General features: G+C 70.2%; 17 protein-coding genes. 10 read left to right on the top strand and 7 right to left on the bottom strand.

Annotation, left to right across the window (positions count from 1 at the left end):
• Positions 1 to 31: 31 nt before the first annotated feature.
• Positions 32 to 2,044: a heavy metal translocating P-type ATPase gene (locus J7I98_RS27230; RefSeq protein WP_214927378.1), complete on the top strand. Its 2,013-nt coding sequence runs from the start codon at positions 32 to 34 to the stop codon at positions 2,042 to 2,044.
• Here the strand turns inward: J7I98_RS27230 and J7I98_RS27225 are convergent.
• Positions 1,983 to 2,846, bottom strand: a complete 864-nt coding sequence (locus J7I98_RS27225; protein ID WP_308377960.1) for a lysophospholipid acyltransferase family protein — start codon at positions 2,844 to 2,846, stop codon at positions 1,983 to 1,985. The genes J7I98_RS27230 and J7I98_RS27225 overlap by 62 nt on opposite strands.
• Positions 2,843 to 3,619 carry a GNAT family N-acetyltransferase gene (locus J7I98_RS27220; RefSeq protein WP_214927376.1) on the bottom strand — a complete coding sequence of 259 codons (777 nt, stop codon included), beginning with the start codon at positions 3,617 to 3,619 and terminating at the stop codon, positions 2,843 to 2,845. The genes J7I98_RS27225 and J7I98_RS27220 overlap by 4 nt, the downstream gene beginning before the upstream one ends.
• Positions 3,620 to 3,880: 261 nt before the next feature.
• Here J7I98_RS27220 and J7I98_RS27215 point away from each other — a divergent pair, with 261 nt between their 5' ends.
• From J7I98_RS27215 to J7I98_RS27190, 6 genes are all read left to right on the top strand, one after another.
• Positions 3,881 to 4,696, top strand: a complete 816-nt coding sequence (locus J7I98_RS27215; RefSeq protein WP_214927374.1) for a putative protein N(5)-glutamine methyltransferase — start codon at positions 3,881 to 3,883, stop codon at positions 4,694 to 4,696.
• A gap of 10 nt (positions 4,697 to 4,706) precedes the next feature.
• Positions 4,707 to 5,171, top strand: a complete 465-nt coding sequence (locus J7I98_RS27210; protein ID WP_214927372.1) for a GNAT family N-acetyltransferase — start codon at positions 4,707 to 4,709, stop codon at positions 5,169 to 5,171.
• A 147-nt stretch (positions 5,172 to 5,318) separates the two neighbouring features.
• Positions 5,319 to 5,894 (top strand): TerD family protein, encoded by a 576-nt coding sequence (locus tag J7I98_RS27205; protein WP_214927370.1) that lies wholly within the window; start codon positions 5,319 to 5,321, stop codon positions 5,892 to 5,894.
• A gap of 168 nt (positions 5,895 to 6,062) precedes the next feature.
• A complete protein-coding gene (locus tag J7I98_RS27200) occupies positions 6,063 to 7,211 on the top strand; it encodes a serine hydrolase domain-containing protein (RefSeq protein ID WP_308377959.1) in 1,149 nt (382 codons plus the stop codon).
• An 88-nt stretch (positions 7,212 to 7,299) separates the two neighbouring features.
• Complete coding sequence (locus tag J7I98_RS27195; protein ID WP_214927368.1) at positions 7,300 to 9,330, top strand: NADPH-dependent 2,4-dienoyl-CoA reductase; 2,031 nt, start codon at positions 7,300 to 7,302, stop codon at positions 9,328 to 9,330.
• Positions 9,331 to 9,347: 17 nt separating this feature from the next.
• Positions 9,348 to 9,932: a PadR family transcriptional regulator gene (locus J7I98_RS27190; RefSeq protein WP_214927367.1), complete on the top strand. Its 585-nt coding sequence runs from the start codon at positions 9,348 to 9,350 to the stop codon at positions 9,930 to 9,932.
• Positions 9,933 to 9,980: 48 nt separating this feature from the next.
• Here J7I98_RS27190 and J7I98_RS27185 read toward each other — a convergent pair whose 3' ends face one another.
• On the bottom strand, positions 9,981 to 10,196 hold the full coding sequence (locus tag J7I98_RS27185) for an EF-hand domain-containing protein (RefSeq protein ID WP_214927354.1): 216 nt from the start codon (positions 10,194 to 10,196) through the stop codon (positions 9,981 to 9,983).
• Between the two features lie 97 nt (positions 10,197 to 10,293).
• On the opposite strand from J7I98_RS27185, the gene J7I98_RS27180 reads away from it, so the two are divergent.
• From J7I98_RS27180 to J7I98_RS27170, 3 genes are all read left to right on the top strand, one after another.
• Positions 10,294 to 10,956, top strand: a complete 663-nt coding sequence (locus J7I98_RS27180) for a GNAT family N-acetyltransferase (protein ID WP_374225177.1) — start codon at positions 10,294 to 10,296, stop codon at positions 10,954 to 10,956.
• A 190-nt stretch (positions 10,957 to 11,146) separates the two neighbouring features.
• Positions 11,147 to 11,872 (top strand): tRNA-dependent cyclodipeptide synthase, encoded by a 726-nt coding sequence (locus tag J7I98_RS27175; RefSeq protein ID WP_214927351.1) that lies wholly within the window; start codon positions 11,147 to 11,149, stop codon positions 11,870 to 11,872.
• Entirely contained in the window at positions 11,850 to 13,043 is a 1,194-nt protein-coding gene (locus J7I98_RS27170) for a cytochrome P450 (protein ID WP_214927344.1), read from the top strand. Before J7I98_RS27175 ends, J7I98_RS27170 begins: the two co-directional genes overlap by 23 nt.
• Before the next feature lie 57 nt (positions 13,044 to 13,100).
• On the opposite strand, the gene J7I98_RS27165 is transcribed toward J7I98_RS27170, so the two are convergent.
• The 4 genes from J7I98_RS27165 to J7I98_RS27150 all read right to left on the bottom strand — a co-directional run bounded on the left by J7I98_RS27165 (position 13,101) and on the right by J7I98_RS27150 (position 17,018).
• A complete protein-coding gene (locus J7I98_RS27165) occupies positions 13,101 to 14,294 on the bottom strand; it encodes a YncE family protein (RefSeq protein ID WP_214927342.1) in 1,194 nt (397 codons plus the stop codon).
• The gene (locus J7I98_RS27160; protein ID WP_214927340.1) at positions 14,291 to 15,085 is read right to left on the bottom strand and encodes a polysaccharide deacetylase family protein; all 795 of its coding nucleotides are present in this window, start codon (positions 15,083 to 15,085) and stop codon (positions 14,291 to 14,293) included. The genes J7I98_RS27165 and J7I98_RS27160 overlap by 4 nt, the downstream gene beginning before the upstream one ends.
• A 392-nt stretch (positions 15,086 to 15,477) precedes the next feature.
• Positions 15,478 to 16,005, bottom strand: a complete 528-nt coding sequence (locus J7I98_RS27155) for an ATP-binding protein (protein ID WP_214927338.1) — start codon at positions 16,003 to 16,005, stop codon at positions 15,478 to 15,480.
• A 245-nt stretch (positions 16,006 to 16,250) separates the two neighbouring features.
• Positions 16,251 to 17,018: an enoyl-CoA hydratase/isomerase family protein gene (locus tag J7I98_RS27150; RefSeq protein WP_214927336.1), complete on the bottom strand. Its 768-nt coding sequence runs from the start codon at positions 17,016 to 17,018 to the stop codon at positions 16,251 to 16,253.
• Positions 17,019 to 17,044 lie beyond the last annotated feature (26 nt).

Here is a 17,044-nt window from a genome sequence, read left to right as displayed (position 1 = left end):
TCTGTTCATTCATTCCTGTATGGTGTCCGGCATGTCTTCCCTCCTCACCGAGCGGTCCGTCTCCGAACAGGCGGGCCGCGGCGCCGCCGTGCCCGTACGACGGACGCGTGTCTTCGCACTGGCCGAGGCCCGCTGGGCCGCCGCCGCCCTCGGACTCTTCCTTCTTGCGCTGACGCTTCAGCTGTCCGGCATTCCCGCCTGGGCGTGGGGTGCGGTGTACGCCGCCGCGTACGTCAGCGGCGGCTGGGAGCCGGCCTGGGCCGGGCTTCAGGCCCTGCGCGAAAAGACCCTCGACGTCGATCTGCTGATGATCGTCGCCGCCCTGGGCGCGGCCTCGATCGGCCAGGTGATGGACGGCGCGCTGCTGATCGTGATCTTCGCCGGTTCCGGCGCCCTGGAGGCGCTGGCCACCGCCCGTACGGCCGACTCCGTACGCGGACTGCTCGACCTCGCGCCGGAGACCGCGACCCTGGTGCGCGGCGAAGGCGGCGATGCGGTCGAGGAGACGGTGCCCGCCGGCAGCCTCGTCGTGGGCGACACGATCCTCGTACGCCCCGGCGAACGCGTCGGCGCCGACGGCCGGGTGCTGGACGGGACAAGCGAGGTCGACCAGGCCACCATCACCGGCGAGCCCCTGCCCGTACCGAAGGAGAGCGGCGACGAGGTCTTCGCCGGGACGCTCAACGGCACCGGCGCCCTGCGGGTCCGGGTGGAGCGCGACGCGTCCGACTCGGTCATCGCCCGTATCGTCGCCATGGTCGAGGAAGCGTCCGAGACCAAGGCGCCGACCCAGCTGTTCATCGAGAAGGTCGAACAGCGCTACTCGGTGGGCATGGTCGCCGCCACACTCGCCGTCTTCGCCGTACCCCTTGCCTTCGGCTCCGGCATCACCGACAGCCTGCTGCGGGCCATGACCTTCATGATCGTGGCCTCGCCGTGCGCGATCGTCCTCGCCACCATGCCGCCACTGTTGTCCGCCATGGCCAACGCGGGCCGCCACGGCGTACTCGTCAAATCCGCCGTGGTCATGGACCGGCTCGGCCAGGTCGACACCGTCGCCCTCGACAAGACAGGCACCCTGACCCAGGGCACCCCCCATGTCACCGACATCCGCGCGCTGCCCGCGTCCGGACTCACCGAGGACGCGCTGCTCACGCTCGCCGCATCCGCCGAGCACCCCAGCGAACATCCCCTCGCGCGCGCCGTCGGGGACGCCGCCCGCACCCGGGGCCTGCACCTCGCCGACGCACAGGACTTCGCGTCCGCGCCGGGCACCGGAGTCACCGCCACCGTCGGGGGCGCACGCGTAGCGGTCGGAAGCCCGGCCCGGCTGCTGGAGGGGTACGACGACCCGCAGGCCGTATCACCGGCAGAACTGGTCGCACTGATCTCACTGGTCGCCGAGCTGGAGGACGCCGGGCGCACCGCCGTGCTCGTCGTCAGCGACGGCGTACCCGTGGGCGTACTCGGCATCGCCGACCGGCTGCGCCCCGACGCCGCCGCCACGCTTCGTGCGCTCACCGAGCTGACGGGCAGCGCACCCCTGCTGATCACCGGCGACAATCCGCGCTCCGCGGCGGCCCTGGCCGCCAAGGTGGGCATCACGGATGTACGCGCCGGGCTGCTCCCCCAGGACAAGGCCGCAGCCGTGCAGGAGCTGCAACGGGCCGGACGCAAGGTCCTGGTGGTCGGCGACGGCGTCAATGACGCGCCCGCCCTGGCCTCGGCCCACACCGGCATCGCCATGGGCCGCGCCGGTTCCGACCTCGCCCTGGAGACGGCCGACGCGGTGGTCGTACGCGACGAACTGGCCACCGTTCCGGCCGCGATCCGGCTCTCGCGCGACGCCCGGCGGCTCGTCGTACAGAACCTGGTCATCGCCTCGGTGTTCATCACCGGTCTGGTGATCTGGGACCTGGCGGGTCACCTGCCTCTGCCGTTGGGTGTGGCGGGCCACGAGGGCTCCACCGTCATCGTCGGCCTCAACGGCCTGCGCCTGCTGCGCGAGACGGCGTGGCGTCGCGCGACGACGCGTACCGCGTGACGGCCGCCCGGACATGGGCGGGCGGCCCCGACGCGCAGACGGCCGCCCGTGCGTCGGCGGCCAGTTGCCGCCGGTCGGAGCCCCACAGGGCGGGGTAAGCGGTGACCCGTACGGTCAGGTCACGCGCGGAGGCCACGCGGCGCAGCGAGGTGGTGAAGTCCTCGTCGCCGAGGAAGGCGGCGACCGTACTGGGGGCGCCGCCTTGGTAGTAGCCGACCGTGACCGGCCGTACGGGCGCCCCCGCGTCGGCCGCGGCCTGGAAGGTGGCCCGCCTGAAACGGCCGCCGGGCGCGGAGCACCAGGTCGTCGCCTGAGGGAAGACGAGCACGGAGCGGCCGGAGCGCAAGGTGGCCGCCAAGTCCGCTACGGCGTACGGGAGCTGTCGCATCCGCTCGCGGTCGATGAAGGGCGCACCGACGCGCCGTGCCAGCGTGCCGATGACCGGCCACCGCGCCACTTCCCGCTTGGCCAGGGGCAGGACCGGCTCCACGGCCAGGAGGGCCACGACGTCGAGCCAGGAGATGTGGTTGGCGACGACCAGGGTGCCGAAGCCGTTCACACTCAGCGGCCCGGGCCCTTCCCCCGCGCCCGTTTCCAGCCGTACGCCCAGGGCGTCGAGCATGCCCAGGGCCTGGGCGCGCAGTTCCCGGGGCTCGGCGATGCGCCGCCCCTTCGACATGCCCCGCGCGATCACATACGTCAGCGCGGCGCACCGGCGCGCGGCTTCGGCCGGCGAAACCGGCGGCAGCGCATGAGTGGCGCAGACGGGCGTGCACCCCTCGTCCACGGCCCAGGGGTTCACCGCGTCCCTCCGGGCGTCTCCCCCGCCGTCTCGCCGAGGAAGTAGCGGCGGTAGCGGTCGCCGAGGCGGTCCATGTCCAGGAGTACGAAGAAGTCGGCGACGTCGAATTCCGGGTCGTGGGTGGGCGCACCGCACATCCACGCGCCGAGCCGGAGGTACCCGCGCAGCAGCGGAGGCAGGTCGGCGTAACTGGGGCGTTCCGTCGTCAGCTCGGCGGGCATCCAGGGCCTGCGCGGGTGCACCCGCAGCTCGGGCGGCGATGCGTGCTTCGACGTACCGAGGAGCCAGGCGCTGGAGGCCGCCCTGCCGCCGTCGGACAGGGGTACGGAGGCGCAGCCGGCCAGGTAGCGGTGGCCGGAGAGCAGGACGTAGCGGGCGAGCGCGGACCACATGAGGTTGATCACCGCGCCCGAGCGGTGGTCCGGGTGTACGCAGGAACGCCCCGCCTCGATCATGGACGGCCGGAGCCCGTCGAGTGACCGCAGGTCGAATTCGCTGTCGGAGTAGGACTTTTCGGCCCGCCCCGGCGGAAGCAGCCGGTAGGTGCCGACCACGTCGCCGGTCGTGGTGTCGGTGACGATCAGGTGGTCCACGAGGTCGTCGAAGGCGTCGATGTCGTGACCGGGCAGGGGCGAGTCGAGGGTGGCGCCCATCTCCTCGCCGAAGACCAGGTACCGGAGCCGCTGTGCGGCCCGTATCTGCTCCTGGGAGTCTGCGATGGAAGTGACGTACGAGCTGGTGGTGGCCGTTGACGCGGCGGTAGCCGAGAGCATGGAAGGACCGTAGAAGCGGCTTGTTGAACGGCGCAGTGCACAAAGAGCAGCCGCATCCCTAACTTTCGATCATCATGATCATGTAATGTTGCGGTCGTCCTCAGCAGGGGACGCATACCGGAGGAGGTGGGACCGATTACCGCTGTATCAGGTCGGGTGCTCCCCCTTCACGGCCGTACGGTCCACTGGACGTAGGTGACCGAGGGAGCCCCACAGGTGTCCCGAAAGGCTCCCGTGTCAGTCTCACCGTCATCTCGTTCTGTGTGTTCTTCCCTTTCCTCTGCTCTGTCTCCGTCCACTGTCGTCACCAGGCTCAGGGCCGCCGGCTGTGTATTCGCCGAGGACGAGGCGGAGTTGCTCATCTCCGCAGCTCAGAGCCCGGACGCCCTCGCCGCCATGGTGGAGCGCCGCGTCGTCGGCCTGCCGCTTGAGCACGTCATCGGCTGGGCCGAGTTCTGCGGCCTGCGGATCGCCGTGGACGCCGGGGTGTTCGTGCCTCGCCGCCGCACCGAGTTCCTCGTCGCCGAAGCGGCCGCCCTCGCCCGTCCCGGGGCTGTCGTCGTCGACCTGTGCTGCGGCTCGGGCGCATTGGGCGCCGCGCTGGCCACGGCCCTGGAAGGGGCCGAGCTGCACGCCGCCGACATCGACCCGGCAGCGGTGCGGTGCGCCCGCCGCAATGTCGGCGCGGTCGACGGCCAGGTGTACGAGGGCGACCTCTACGAGCCGCTGCCCGACGCGCTGCGGGGCCGCGTCGACGTACTCCTCGCCAATACGCCGTACGTTCCCACCGAGGAGATCGGCCTGCTGCCCGCGGAGGCCCGCATCCACGAGGCGCGGGTGGCACTCGACGGCGGCTTGGACGGGCTGGACGTGCAGCGGCGGGTGGCCGCGGCGGCGGCGCAGTGGCTTGCGCCAGGCGGGCACCTGCTGGTCGAGACGAGCGAGCGCCAGGCGCCGGTGACCGTCGAAACGTTCGCCGGGAACGGGCTGATCCCGCGGGTGGTCACCTCCGACGAGCTGTACGCGACCGTCGTCGTCGGAACCAGGCCCGCTGGCGACCCCCACGCACCTGAGTAATACTCTCTGCATGACTGCGCACATTACGGAGACGCTGATCCGGCGGGCGACCGCCCGGGACGCGAAGCGGCTCACCAAGCTCGTGCGTAACTCCCGTGCATACGAGGGCCCGTACGCCCCGATGGTCGCGGCCTACCGCGTGGGGCCCGACTACATCGAGACGCACCGGGTCTTCGCGGCCGTGGGCCAGGACGGCCGGCTGCTCGGCTTCTACGCCCTGATGCTCGACCCGCCGGAGCTCGACCTGCTGTTCGTCGCCGACTCCGCCCAGGGCCTCGGCATCGGCCGCCTCCTCGTCGAGCACATGCTGGGCGAGGCGGCGGCGGCCGGGCTGACCGGCGTGCGCGTGGTCTCGCACCCGCCCGCCGAGGGCTTCTACCGCAGCGTCGGCGCCGAGCGGACGGGGACCGTGCCCGCCCATCCGCCCGCCGTGATGTGGGACCGCCCGGAACTCTTCATCCCGGTCGCCACCTGAGCATCGGTCTGCGCGGGAGGTCCAGGGGGAAGCCCAAAGGGGCCATTCGGACGATTCCCGGGAACTGAGCGGGCCGCGCAACCGTTGGCGGGTTGGGCAAAGAGATGTCAAAGGGCGCGGCCCGCGCCGGATTGAGCAGGGATCTTCATGGGTGTCAGTCTCTCCAAGGGCGGCAACGTCTCGCTCTCCAAGGAAGCCCCCGGCCTGACCGCCGTCACGGTGGGCCTCGGCTGGGACGTACGCAGCACTACCGGGACCGACTTCGACCTCGATGCCAGCGCCCTGCTGCTCGATGTCAACAGCAAGGTCGTGTCCGACCAGCACTTCGTTTTCTTCAACAACCTCAAGAGCCCCGACGGGTCGGTCGAGCACACCGGTGACAACCTCACCGGTGCGGGCGAGGGTGACGACGAGCAGATCAAGGTCAGCCTCTCGACGGTGCCCGCCGAGGTCGACAAGATCGTCTTCCCGGTCTCGATCCACGAGGGTGACAGCCGCGGCCAGAGCTTCGGCCAGGTCCGCAACGCCTTCATCCGCGTGATCAACCAGGCGGACAGCAACGAGCTCGCGCGATACGACCTCTCCGAGGACGCCTCGACCGAGACGGCCATGGTCTTCGGCGAGCTCTACCGCAATGGCCCCGAGTGGAAGTTCCGCGCCGTCGGCCAGGGCTATGCCTCTGGCCTGCGCGGCATCGCGACGGACTTCGGCGTCAACATCTGAGAACCGTCTCAGTAGGCGTCCGAGGAGCCGTTTGATACGCCGCTGAGCTGTCCGTGCCGGGTTTCCGGCACGGACAGCCCGGTTGGCCGCGCATGGCGTCTTCCGCCCAGTCCGACCAGTCGGTACGTTCCTGGCAACCGTACCGACTGCTGCCGCCTGGAGGGCCCCGTGATCCACGGCCACTGCGACGACCGGTTCTCCGCGGTCCGCGCCGCCTTCAAGGAAAACTTCCGGCAACGCGGCGAACTGGGCGCGGCCGTGACCGTGCTGGCCGGCGGGGAGACCGTGGTCGACCTGTGGGGCGGCTGGGCCGACGAGGCCCGCAGCCGCCCGTGGGAGCGGGAAACCCTGGTCAATGTCTGGTCGACGACCAAGGGGCCGACGGCGCTGTGCGCGCATCTGCTCGCCGACCGGGGCCTGCTCGACCTCGACGCCCCGGTCGCGGCGTACTGGCCGGAGTTCGCCGAGGCCGGCAAGGCGGCCATTCCCGTACGCCATCTCCTCTCGCACCGCGCGGGCCTGGCCGGGCTGCGCGAGCCGCACACCCTCGCCGAGCTGTACGACTGGGAGCTGACATGCGCACGGCTGGCGGCGACCGAGCCCTGGTGGGAACCGGGCACGCAGTCCGGCTATCACACGATCACGTACGGCTTCCTGGTCGGCGAGGTGGTCCGGCGCATCACGGGTCTGCTCCCCGGCGAGTTCCTGCACCAGGAGGTCACGGGGCCGCTCGGCATCGACTTCACCATCGGGCTGCCAGTGAAGGACGCGGGGCGGGCCGCCGAGCTGGTGCATCCGCCTACCACGCCGACCAGCGAACAGGCGGCGCTCTTCGCCCAGCTGACCCCGCTCGCGCTCGCCTCGCTCCTCAACCCGGGCCCCGGCGTCACCGAGGCCAACACCCCCGCCTGGCGGGCCGCCCAGATCCCCGCCGCCAACGGCCACGGCACCGCCCGCGCCGTCGCCGCCCTGTACGGGATCTTCGCCCGACAGGGCCGCTCCGGCGAGCACCGCGTCCTGTCCCCCGAGGCCACCGAGCGAATCCGGGAGGGCCAGGGCAGCTGCCGCGACCTGGTGCTGGGCGTGGGCTTCGGTCATGACACAGAGCTCGGGCTCGGCCTGTGGCTGAGCGGGCCGAACGGCTCGTACGGCCCCAACCCGCGCGCCTTCGGGCACGACGGTTACGGCGGCTCCTGCGGGCTCGCCGACCCGGAGGCGGACATCAGCATGGGATACGTCATGAACCGCATGGGGCCGAACATCGCCGACGACCCGCGCAAGATGGCGCTGGTCGAGGCCGTCTACAGCGCGCTGTGACGCCGCGATGACACGGCCGCTGTGATGCCCCTCTCTCCGTTATGCAACTTGTTGCATAAGCCATCTCCGGTGGTCTAGAAATGCCTCCATGAGCCCGAAGAGTGCGTACCCCCATCTGCTGAGCCCCCTCGACCTCGGCTTCACGACCCTCCCCAACCGCGTGCTGATGGGATCGATGCACGTCGGGCTCGAAGAGGCCGAGCGCGGCTTCGAGCGCATGGCCGCGTTCTACGCCGAGCGCGCCCGCGGCGGCGTGGGCCTCATCGTCACCGGCGGCATCGCCCCCAACGACGAGGGCCGGCCGTACGAGGGCGGGGCCAAGCTCACCACCGAGGCTGAGGCCGCGCAGCACCGCACCGTCACCGACGCCGTGCACGCGGCGGGCGGTCGGATCGCGATGCAGATCCTGCACTTCGGCCGGTACGCGTACCACAAGGACCTGGTCGCACCCAGCGCGATCCAGGCGCCGATCAGCCCCTTCGTGCCCAACGCCCTCACCGACGCCCAGGTCGAGCAGACCGTCGAGGACTTCGTACGGGCGGCGGGTCTCGCGAAGCTCGCCGGGTACGACGGCGTGGAGATCATGGGCTCCGAGGGCTACCTGATCAATGAGTTCATCGCGAGCGCGACCAACCACCGCGACGACCGGTGGGGCGGCACGTACGAGAACCGCACCCGCTTCCCGCTGGAGATCGTCCGCCGGGTGCGCGAGCGGGTCGGCCCCGACTTCATCCTGATCTACCGGCTCTCGATGCTCGACCTGGTCCCGGGCGGATCGTCGCTGGAAGAGGTCGTCTCGCTCGCCAAGCAGATCGAGGCGGCCGGCGCGACGATCATCAACACCGGCATCGGCTGGCACGAGGCCCGCATCCCCACCATCGCGACGTCGGTGCCGCGCGGCGCGTACAGCTGGGTGACCAAGAAGGTCATGGGCTCGGTCTCCGTGCCGCTGATCACCAGCAACCGCATCAACACCCCCGAGGTCGCCGAGCAGTTGCTCGCCGAGGGCCGCGCGGACATGGTGTCGATGGCCCGGCCGTTCCTCGCCGACCCGGACTTCGTCGCCAAGACGCAGGCGGGCCGCAGCGACACGATCAACACCTGCATCGGCTGCAACCAGGCCTGCCTGGACCACACCTTCAGCGGCAAGATCACCTCCTGCCTGGTGAACCCGCGCGCGTGCCACGAGACCGAGCTGCTCCTCTCCCCCACCCGCCTGCGCCGTCGCATCGCCGTGGTCGGCGCGGGCCCGGCCGGGCTCGCCTTCGCCGTCTCGGCCGCCGGGCGCGGGCACGAGGTCACACTCTTCGACGCCGCCGACGCGATCGGCGGTCAGCTCAATGTGGCCCGCCGGATCCCCGGCAAGGAGGAGTTCGACGAGACGATCCGCTACTTCCGTACGCAGCTCGAAGCGCACGGCGTGGACGTCCGGCTGAACACCCCGGTCACGGCCGACGAGCTCTCGGCGGGCGGGTACGACGAGATCGTGCTGGCCACCGGAGTCACCCCGCGCACCCCGGACATCCCCGGCATCGACCACCCCAGCGTGCTCAGCTACCTCGACGTCCTGCGCGACGGCGCACCCGTCGGCGAGCGCGTCGCGATCATCGGCGCGGGCGGTATCGGCTTCGACGTCGCGGAGTTCCTGACCGACGAGGGCGAGGGCGCGAGCCAGAACCCCGAGGTGTACTTCCGCCAGTGGGGCGTCGACACCGACTACCGCTCCCCCGGCGGTCTCCGCAAGCCCGACCGCTCCGCGCCGCCGCGTACCGTCCACCTGCTCCAGCGCAAGGCGACCAAGGTCGGCGCCGGCCTCGGCAAGACCACCGGCTGGATCCACCGCACCGAGCTCAAGCACCGCGGTGTCACCACGGTCGCGGGCGCGGCGTACGACCGTATCGACGACGCGGGACTGCATGTCACGGTCGACGGCGAGCAGCAGCTCATCCCCGTCGACACGGTCGTCCTGTGCACCGGGCAGGAGCCGCGCCGCGAGCTGTACGACGCGCTGGTCGCCGCCGGGCAGCCGGTGCACCTGATCGGCGGCGCCGATGTCGCCGCCGAGCTGGACGCCAAGCGCGCGATCCGGCAGGGAACGGAACTCGCCGCGGCACTGTGACTACCTAGGATGCGGTCATGTCCCTCCCGTACGCGATCCTCACCGCCCTGCTCGAAAAGCCGTCGTCGGGGCTGGAACTGACCCGCAGGTTCGACAAGTCCATCGGCTACTTCTGGCCGTCCACGCATCAGCAGATCTACCGCGAGCTGGGCAAGCTGGAGCAGTCCGGTGCCATCCGCGCCCTGCCCCAGCAGCAGCCCACGCGGGGCCAGAAGAAGGAGTACGAGGTGCTGCCCGCGGGCCGCGCCGAGCTGGCCGAGTGGGTGGCGAAGAGCGAGGACCCCAAGCCCGTCCGTGACGCACTCGCGCTGCGCCTGCGCGCGGCGGGCGTGGTGGGCGCGCGGGGACTCGAGGAGGAGGTACGCCGCCATCTGGCGCTGCACCGGGCGCAGTTGGCGGAGTACACGGCGATCGAGGAGCGCGACTTCGGCGACGGCAGGGACAGCGAGAGCGACCGTTTGCGCCATCTCGTCCTGCGCGCCGGAATCGATCTGGAGAAGTTCCGGATCGGCTGGCTCGAAGCGGCGCAGGTGGAGCTCGCGGACATGGCGGCGGGCAGGGCGAGTACGCGAACGGGTCCGGAGCCCACCACCGCCGGGTGAGTTCCGGACCCGTACGTCGCGGGAGGCGACGAGAGCGTCAGCCCTGGTTCAGCCCTTGTTCTGGATCGCCCAGAACTCGTCGAAGGTGAGCTTGCCGTCGCCGTTGCTGTCGTGGGAGTTGATCACGGCCTGGGCCACCGTCTCGGTGACGTAGGGGTCACCAAGCTGCGCCATGACGCTCTTGTACTCGGCCGCAGAGATCAGCCCGTCCCCGTTGACGTCGTACCGTGCGAAAGCCTTGCGCGCCGACTCGATGTCCGCCACTGGATCCACCCCTTCTGATGCTGTCAGTACGCGAACAGATTATCGGCCCGGCCATCGTGTCTGGTACGCGCCCGGGCCGGGATGCTTGGATCTCTGCATGGCACACATGACTGACGCGACGGACGACGCACTGGCAGCGATCCTGGCAGCGGCGGCGCACGGCGACTTCCCGGCGCCGGACGGCTCCACGACCGTGATCCCGCAGCCGAACCGCCGGGACGCCGGGGTGCTGGCCTTCACCGCCCACTCGGTGATCTTCACGGACGAGGACCCCGAATGGGTACGGTTCACGCTGGCCGCCACCCGCTGCGACCCGCTGGCGGCTTCGATGAATCCGGCGTTCCTGATGGCCCTGATGCAGCGCACGGGCCGCCGGATGAACGACACCATCGACCTGCTGACGTGCGCGCACGCCCTGCCGGGCGCCCCGGACATCGACCTGCTCGAAATCCAGGACCCTGATCACCCGCGCGTGGCCCGGGCCATGAAGTTCCGGCACGACGTGCGGGTGTGGTCCGCCGACGGCGGCGTGCTGATACTGGGCCGGGGCATCGCCGGCCGCTGGGAGGCGGCGATCGAGGTGGACGAGGCGGTACGCGGCCGGGGCATCGGCGGCCGACTCGCCCTGGCGGCACGCCACTTGACGCCGGACACGGTCGTCTGGGCGCAGCAGCCGCCGGGCAACGCCCGTAGCGTGCGCACCTTCCAGCGGGCGGGTTACCGGCCCGTGGGCTCGGAAGCGCTGATGGTGGCCCACTGAAATAGTGTTGCCGTAAACCTTTATCAGCCGCCCGACAGTTCATTTTGCGCCCAGGTACGCCTAGTTCACGCCAAACACGGGGGTCGGCTTCGTGACTCTCCGCCGCCGGACGATAACTTCATGGCGTCGTCGCCACACCCGGAGCACAGGGCTCCGTCGGGACTAGCGGCGGCCAAGGGCGTTTCCAAACGTGACGATCACAACCGACGCATTCACGATCCAGCCCTACACCCCCCAATGCCGAATCATCTGCGCCGAGGGCGATCACGCCCTCATCGGGGTTTCCCCGGGCAACAGTTATTTCAACGCCAAGCGCATCACGGAACTCACCCGGTGGGCCACCGAGCGATTCACCGCAGTGGATTTCGTCTATGCCGATCTGCACGTCGCCGAGATGTTCGCATCTCTCGGTCACACCCGCGAACATGCCGCCCGGCGCGCGGCCAAGGATCTCAAGGCGGTCCGCCGACGCGTCCTGAGCGGGGTCGACGCGGCAGGACCACCGGGCAGTACCGTCCGTGTGCGGGCGCTGTCGGAGTTCTCCGGCAATACCGTGTACGAACTGCTGCACCGTCGCGTCCGGCACTTCCTCGCCACGGACGACGAATTCAGCAAGAGCTGCGATGCGATGGTGGAGCACTTCCTGGCGACGAAGCTTCCCGACGGGCAATCCATGACCGCCGAGCAGCGGTCCGCCTGCCTGGACTACATCGCCGCGGAGCTTCCCTTCTTCCTGGACACTCCCGGAATTCTCGGCGTGCCCACCTCCGTTTCCTGCTATCACCTGCTGCTGCCGCTGACAGAACTCCTCTACGCGAAGGGCGGCGGTCTGCGGGCGGCCCGTAACCAGGCATATGCCGTTGTAAAGCCCGACTCCTTCGGAAGGACTGCGGATGATCTCCGACGAGCTGCTTGAATTCCCGTTCTCCCGGCGGGGCGACGTACTCCCCGAGGAGTGTTCCTGGCTGCGCGAGCAGCAGCCGGTGGCCCGGGTGCGCACGCTCACCGGCGACAGCGCGTGGCTGGTGAGCAGTTATCCGCTGGCCAAACAGGTCCTGGAGGACGAGCGGTTCAGCCTCAAGGACACGGCAGCCCCCGGTGTGCCGCGCCAGTACGCGCTGACCATCCCGCCCGAGGTCGTCAACAACATGGGGAACATCAACAGCGCCGGGCTGCGCGGGGCGGTGATGAAGGCGCTCAACCCGCGTGCGGGCGAAGGGCTGCACTACTGGCTGGGCATCACGGCCGACAAGCTGATCGACGACCTGCTGGCCTGGGGGCCACCGGTCGACCTCCGGGCGGGCTTCGCCGATCCCTTCTCGGCGGCGCTGCACTGCAAGGTGCTCGGGGTGCCGTTCGAGGACTGGCCACGGCTGATGTCGAGCCTGGACATCGCGTTCATGACCAGTGCGCACGCCTTCGAGGGCTCGCAGCTCAACTGGTACAAGGACGTCGACTACATGGTGCAGCGGCTCAACGCGCCCGTCGCCGAACGCTCGGGCCTGCTCGGGCAGCTGGCGGCGCTGCGCGACGAGGAGGGCTCTGAGCACCTGACGGACGAGGTCCTGGGCACGGTCGCCGTCTCGCTGTTCGGCGCGGGCGCGGTCTCGACGTCCGCCTTTCTGGTGCTCGCCGTTCTCGCACTGCTCCAGCGTCCCGAGCTGATCGGCTATCTGCGGGATCATCCGGACCGGATGGGGCGCGCGGTCGACGAGTTGCTGCGCTGGAACCTGTCGATCGGCGACGGGCTGCCCCGGATCGCTCTCGACGACGTACAGCTCGGCGACGTACTCGTCCGCAAGGGTGAGCTGGTCCTGGTGCTGGTCGAGGGCGCCAACTTCGACCCGGCGGTCTTCGAGGACCCCGAGAACCTGAACCTGGACCGCGAGCACAACCCGCACCTCGCCTTCGGCGGCGGCCGCCACTTCTGTCCGGCGTCCGCCCTGGGCCGGGCTCACGCCGAGGCGGCGCTGGCGGTGCTCGTGGAGCGGCTGCCGGGGCTGAGGCTGGCGGTTCCGGCGGAGCAACTGGTGTGGCGTACGGGCTTCATCAAACGCCTGCCGGAGCGGCTGCCCGTGATGTGGTAGCCGGTCGCCCGGAGCCGGAGGGGCTGGTCCGTCAGCTCCTCCGGCTCCGGGGCCCGGTCAGCGGAAGATGCCCGTGTGGCCGAGCGAGTAGCGGCCCGGCTGCGGGTAGACGGCCAGGCCGTGCGGGCCGCCGCCGACCGGGATACGGGCCAGCTGCTTGCCGGTGGTGGTGTCGATCGCGTACACCTCGTCGTCGTAACGCCCCGACAGCCACAGCACCTTGCCGTCGGCCGAGACCCCGCCCATGTCGGGGCTGCCGCCCTCGGGCAGGTGCCACTTCTGGGTCAGCCTTTTCTTCTTGAAGTCGAAGAGGGAGATGGAGCCCTCGCCCCGGTTGGAGACGTACATCTCCTTGGAATCGCGGCTGACGTAGAGGCCGTGGCAGCCCTTGCCCGTGGGCAGCAGCCTCGGGGTGGTGAACTTCTTCCCGTCCAGGACCCACATGCCGTGCGCCATCATGTCGGCGATGTAGAACGTCTTGCCGTCGGGCGAGATCTTCACGTCCTGGGGCATCGCGCCCTGGAACGGAAGTTTCTGCTGCCCGACGACCTTCATCTTCTCGGTGTCGACCTTGAGCAGTTCGCCGGAGAACTCGCAGGAGACGATGAAGTACCGGCCGTCGGCCGAGAAGTCCGCGTGATTGACGCCCGCGCAGGTGACGGGTTCGGTCTTGACCCGGTTCATCGTGTGCGGGTCGCGGAAGACCAGCTCGCGGTCCATCGACGCCATGACGACGGCGTGCTTGCCGTTGGGCGTGAAGTAGAGGTTGTACGGGTCGTGCACCTCGACGGGCTTGCCCACGGCGCCGGTGGCCGGGTTGATCGGGGTGAGGGTGTGGCCCCGGTTGTTGTTGACCCACAGGGTCTTCATGTCCCAGGAGGGAACGACGTGCTGGGGCTGGACGCCGACCGGGATGGTCTTGATGACCTTGTACGTCCTGGGGTCGATCACCGACACCGTGTTGGAGTTGGTGTTGGGGACGTAGACCCGGGACGGGAAGTCCTTGACGACGGGCGACAGCTGATTGGGCCGGTCCGCCGCATACACGTCGTCCGGGTCGAGCACCGGTGGCATGCCGGGCAGTCCTGGCGGTGCGGCCGGGACGGCCTTTCTCACCTTGGCGGGCGGTGCGGCCCCGTTGGTGCCGAGCGCGTCGGCCCGGCCCTTCGGTGCGGGGTCGGCGCAGCCCCCGAGGGCGGCGAGGAGGGCGCCGGCGAGCAGCGCGATCGTACGGCGAGTGATCGTGGTCATCGGGTCAGCAGCTCCGTGGTGGTCACCGCGCGCAGGCCGCGGCGGTCGAGTGCGTCGAGGAGGGCGGGCAGGGCGGCGACCGTGTCGGCGTAGCCGAAGTGCAGGCTCACCACGGATCCGTTGCGGATCTCCCCGGTGATCTTGCGGGTGACGGCCGGGGCACCGGGTGAGGTGAAGTCGAGGGAGTCGACGTCGTACGAGAGGACGTGCGGGTAGCCGGCCCGGCGTGCCAGCTTCTGGACGAGCGGGGTGGCGTACTGGGTGCGCGACGGGCGGAACCAGGTGCCGATGGAGCCGGTGAGCCGGCGCAGGCGGTCGGCGCAGCCGGTGATCTCGGCGTACGCCTCCCGCTCGCCCATGGCGGAGATGGTGAGGTGGCGCTGGGTGTGGTTGCCGAGGTCGTGGCCGCCGTCGAGGATGCGGCGCGCGAGCCGCGGATATGTGTCGAGCCAGCCGCCGACCGCGAGGACGGTGAGGCGGGCGCCGGCCCGCTCGGCCTCGGCGAGTACGGCCTTGGCGGTGGCCGGGTCGCCCTGGCCGTGGAAGGTGAGGGCGACCCGTGGGCGGTCGCGGGGGCCGTTGGTGATCTGGACGGGCAGCCCGGGAAAGCGGTGGGGAGCGGGGGCCCGACGGGGGGCCGCGGGCGCTGCGGGCCGTTTCGCCGGGGCGGGGGGTGCGGCGCCCCCGGTCCTTCCGGGTGCGCCGCATCCGGTGGCGAGCGTGTCCGCGACGGCCGCCCCCAGCGCTCCTGCTCCCGCGCGCAGCGCGCTGCGGCGGCTTGTCGATGTCACGCGCCTATTTAAGGGGGAATAGGAGCAGAAGGTAATGATTGACCCAATTTGATGCTCTACGGGTCGTCGGGCCGGGCCGCCGGACGGGCCCGGCGATCAATGAATCACTCGCCAAGTCTCATATTTATGCAGCCTTTGACAGGTGAGTGGCCCAGCTCACCTACGATTCAGATCCGAAGTACGCATTATGTACAGATTTGTATGGCTAAGGACTTTTGGCGCCGTGCTCACCTGTCTGCCATAGTCGGTCCCACGACCCCCATTGACCCGGGCCAGGTCGTCATTACAAGCGACCGTGGATACACCCCCATGCCACGGCGCTCCACAAAAGCCCCCGAAGTGCCGCACCAGGCACGCAGGGGGCTTTCGTGCATGCATGGCCGTTCAAGCGCTCAGTGCTCGGCGGTGCGCTCCGACACGCGCATCTCGAACCACGTCGTCTTGCCGCGCGGGAGCAGGTCCACACCCCATCGGTCCGACAGTTTGTCGACGAGGAAGAGGCCCCGGCCGCTGGTGTCCATCTCATGTACGGGCATCAGACAGGGCAGGCCCCGCGAGGGATCACGCACCTCGATCCTCATCCAGCCCCTCCGCCTCAGCATGCGCAGCCCGAAGACGCGGGCGCCGGTGTGCCGCACGGCGTTGCCGACGAGCTCCGACACGAGCAGCACGGCATGCTCGGCAGTCTGCGGGGAGAGGCCCCACTGCCGGAGCACCACGCAGTGCGTGAGCCGACGGGCGGTGGCGGCGGACTCGGGGCGGGAGGGCAGCCGGACTTCTTCATCCGTCGGATTTCCGAACAACTCCAGCGCCTTGAACGCTTGTTCGTCCTCGACGGCCGGTGACCATCGCGCGGCGGTCGCGCTCCCGCGCGGCCGCGGCTGTTCCACACCATCCAGCCCCGCCATGTCCCCCATCATGGCCGCCCAGAACCCCCTCCGGGGCCGTTCCGGGGGATTCGCTCCCCCAGAACCGCCCCGTCCGGGGGTGCTGTTTGGCATATGCCGGGGGCAGCGCACCCCCTCTGTCGGCCGCCTGACCTGCGGTGACCCACCGCTCACGCATGATCACCAAGCGTTCGGGGCAAGGCTGCCTTCAGGCTGGCTTAAGGCTCAGTTAATCCGCCCCGGGAGGAGTACGCCCGGGCGCCTCAACTGACCCGCGCTCAGAGGAACTTGGCCTTGCCGGGTCCCTCTTCGACGAAACTGCGCATGCCGCGCTCCCGGTCCTCGGTCGCGAACAGCCCGGCGAACCAGTTGCGTTCGATGGTGAGCCCGGTGTCCACGTCGGTCTCCAGACCCGCGTCGATGGACTCCTTGGCCGCACGCAGCGCCATCGCGGGCCCGTGCGCGAGCTTCGCGGCCCACGCGTGCGCCTGCTCGTACACCTCGTCGGCCGGTACGACCCGGTCGACGAGGCCGATCGTCAGGGCCTCGTCGGCCCGCACATGGCGACCGGTGAAGATGAGGTCCTTGGCCTTGGACGGGCCGACCAGACGCGAGAGCCGCTGGGTGCCGCCCGCGCCCGGGATCAGGCCGAGCAGGACCTCGGGCTGGCCGAGCTTGGCGTTTTCCCCGGCGATACGGAAGTCGGCGCACAGGGCCAGCTCGCAACCGCCGCCCAGGGCATAGCCGGTGATCGCGGCGACGACGGGCTTGGGGATGCGGGCCACGGCGGTGAAGGAATCCTGGAGGGCCTTCGACCGTACGACCATCGCCGCGTGGTCCATCGCCTGCATCTCCTTGATGTCCGCGCCCGCCGCGAACACCTTCTCGCCGCCGTAGATGACCACGGCGCGTACGTCGTCGCGCCGGGTCGCCTCCTCGGCGAGCTCGCGCAGCCGGTCCTGGGTGGCGATGTCCAGTGCGTTCATCGGCGGGCGTGCCAGGCGGATGGTGCCGACGCCCTCGGAGACTTCGAGATTCACAGTCATGCCCAGCAGGTTAACCGGCGCTAACG

The sequence above is a fragment of the Streptomyces sp. ISL-98 genome (assembly GCF_018614055.1).
In the GTDB taxonomy this organism is placed as follows: Bacteria; Actinomycetota; Actinomycetes; order Streptomycetales; family Streptomycetaceae; genus Streptomyces; species Streptomyces spiramyceticus.
Note: the sequence above shows the minus strand (reverse complement) of the source record. Positions and strands in the feature narration are given on the sequence as shown.

What these genes read in the sequence shown, in the direction of transcription:
- J7I98_RS27150 (WP_214927336.1), bottom strand. Translation starts at nt 17,018, where the DNA reads ATGACTGTGAATCTCGAAGTCTCCGAGGGCGTCGGCACCATCCGCCTG.
- J7I98_RS27195 (WP_214927368.1), top strand. Translation starts at nt 7,300, where the DNA reads ATGAGCCCGAAGAGTGCGTACCCCCATCTGCTGAGCCCCCTCGACCTC.
- J7I98_RS27165 (WP_214927342.1), bottom strand. Translation starts at nt 14,294, where the DNA reads ATGACCACGATCACTCGCCGTACGATCGCGCTGCTCGCCGGCGCCCTC.
- J7I98_RS27210 (WP_214927372.1), top strand. Translation starts at nt 4,707, where the DNA reads ATGACTGCGCACATTACGGAGACGCTGATCCGGCGGGCGACCGCCCGG.
- J7I98_RS27155 (WP_214927338.1), bottom strand. Translation starts at nt 16,005, where the DNA reads ATGATGGGGGACATGGCGGGGCTGGATGGTGTGGAACAGCCGCGGCCG.
- J7I98_RS27170 (WP_214927344.1), top strand. Translation starts at nt 11,850, where the DNA reads ATGATCTCCGACGAGCTGCTTGAATTCCCGTTCTCCCGGCGGGGCGAC.
- J7I98_RS27230 (WP_214927378.1), top strand. Translation starts at nt 32, where the DNA reads ATGTCTTCCCTCCTCACCGAGCGGTCCGTCTCCGAACAGGCGGGCCGC.
- J7I98_RS27220 (WP_214927376.1), bottom strand. Translation starts at nt 3,619, where the DNA reads ATGCTCTCGGCTACCGCCGCGTCAACGGCCACCACCAGCTCGTACGTC.
- J7I98_RS27190 (WP_214927367.1), top strand. Translation starts at nt 9,348, where the DNA reads ATGTCCCTCCCGTACGCGATCCTCACCGCCCTGCTCGAAAAGCCGTCG.
- J7I98_RS27205 (WP_214927370.1), top strand. Translation starts at nt 5,319, where the DNA reads ATGGGTGTCAGTCTCTCCAAGGGCGGCAACGTCTCGCTCTCCAAGGAA.
- J7I98_RS27180 (WP_374225177.1), top strand. Translation starts at nt 10,294, where the DNA reads ATGGCACACATGACTGACGCGACGGACGACGCACTGGCAGCGATCCTG.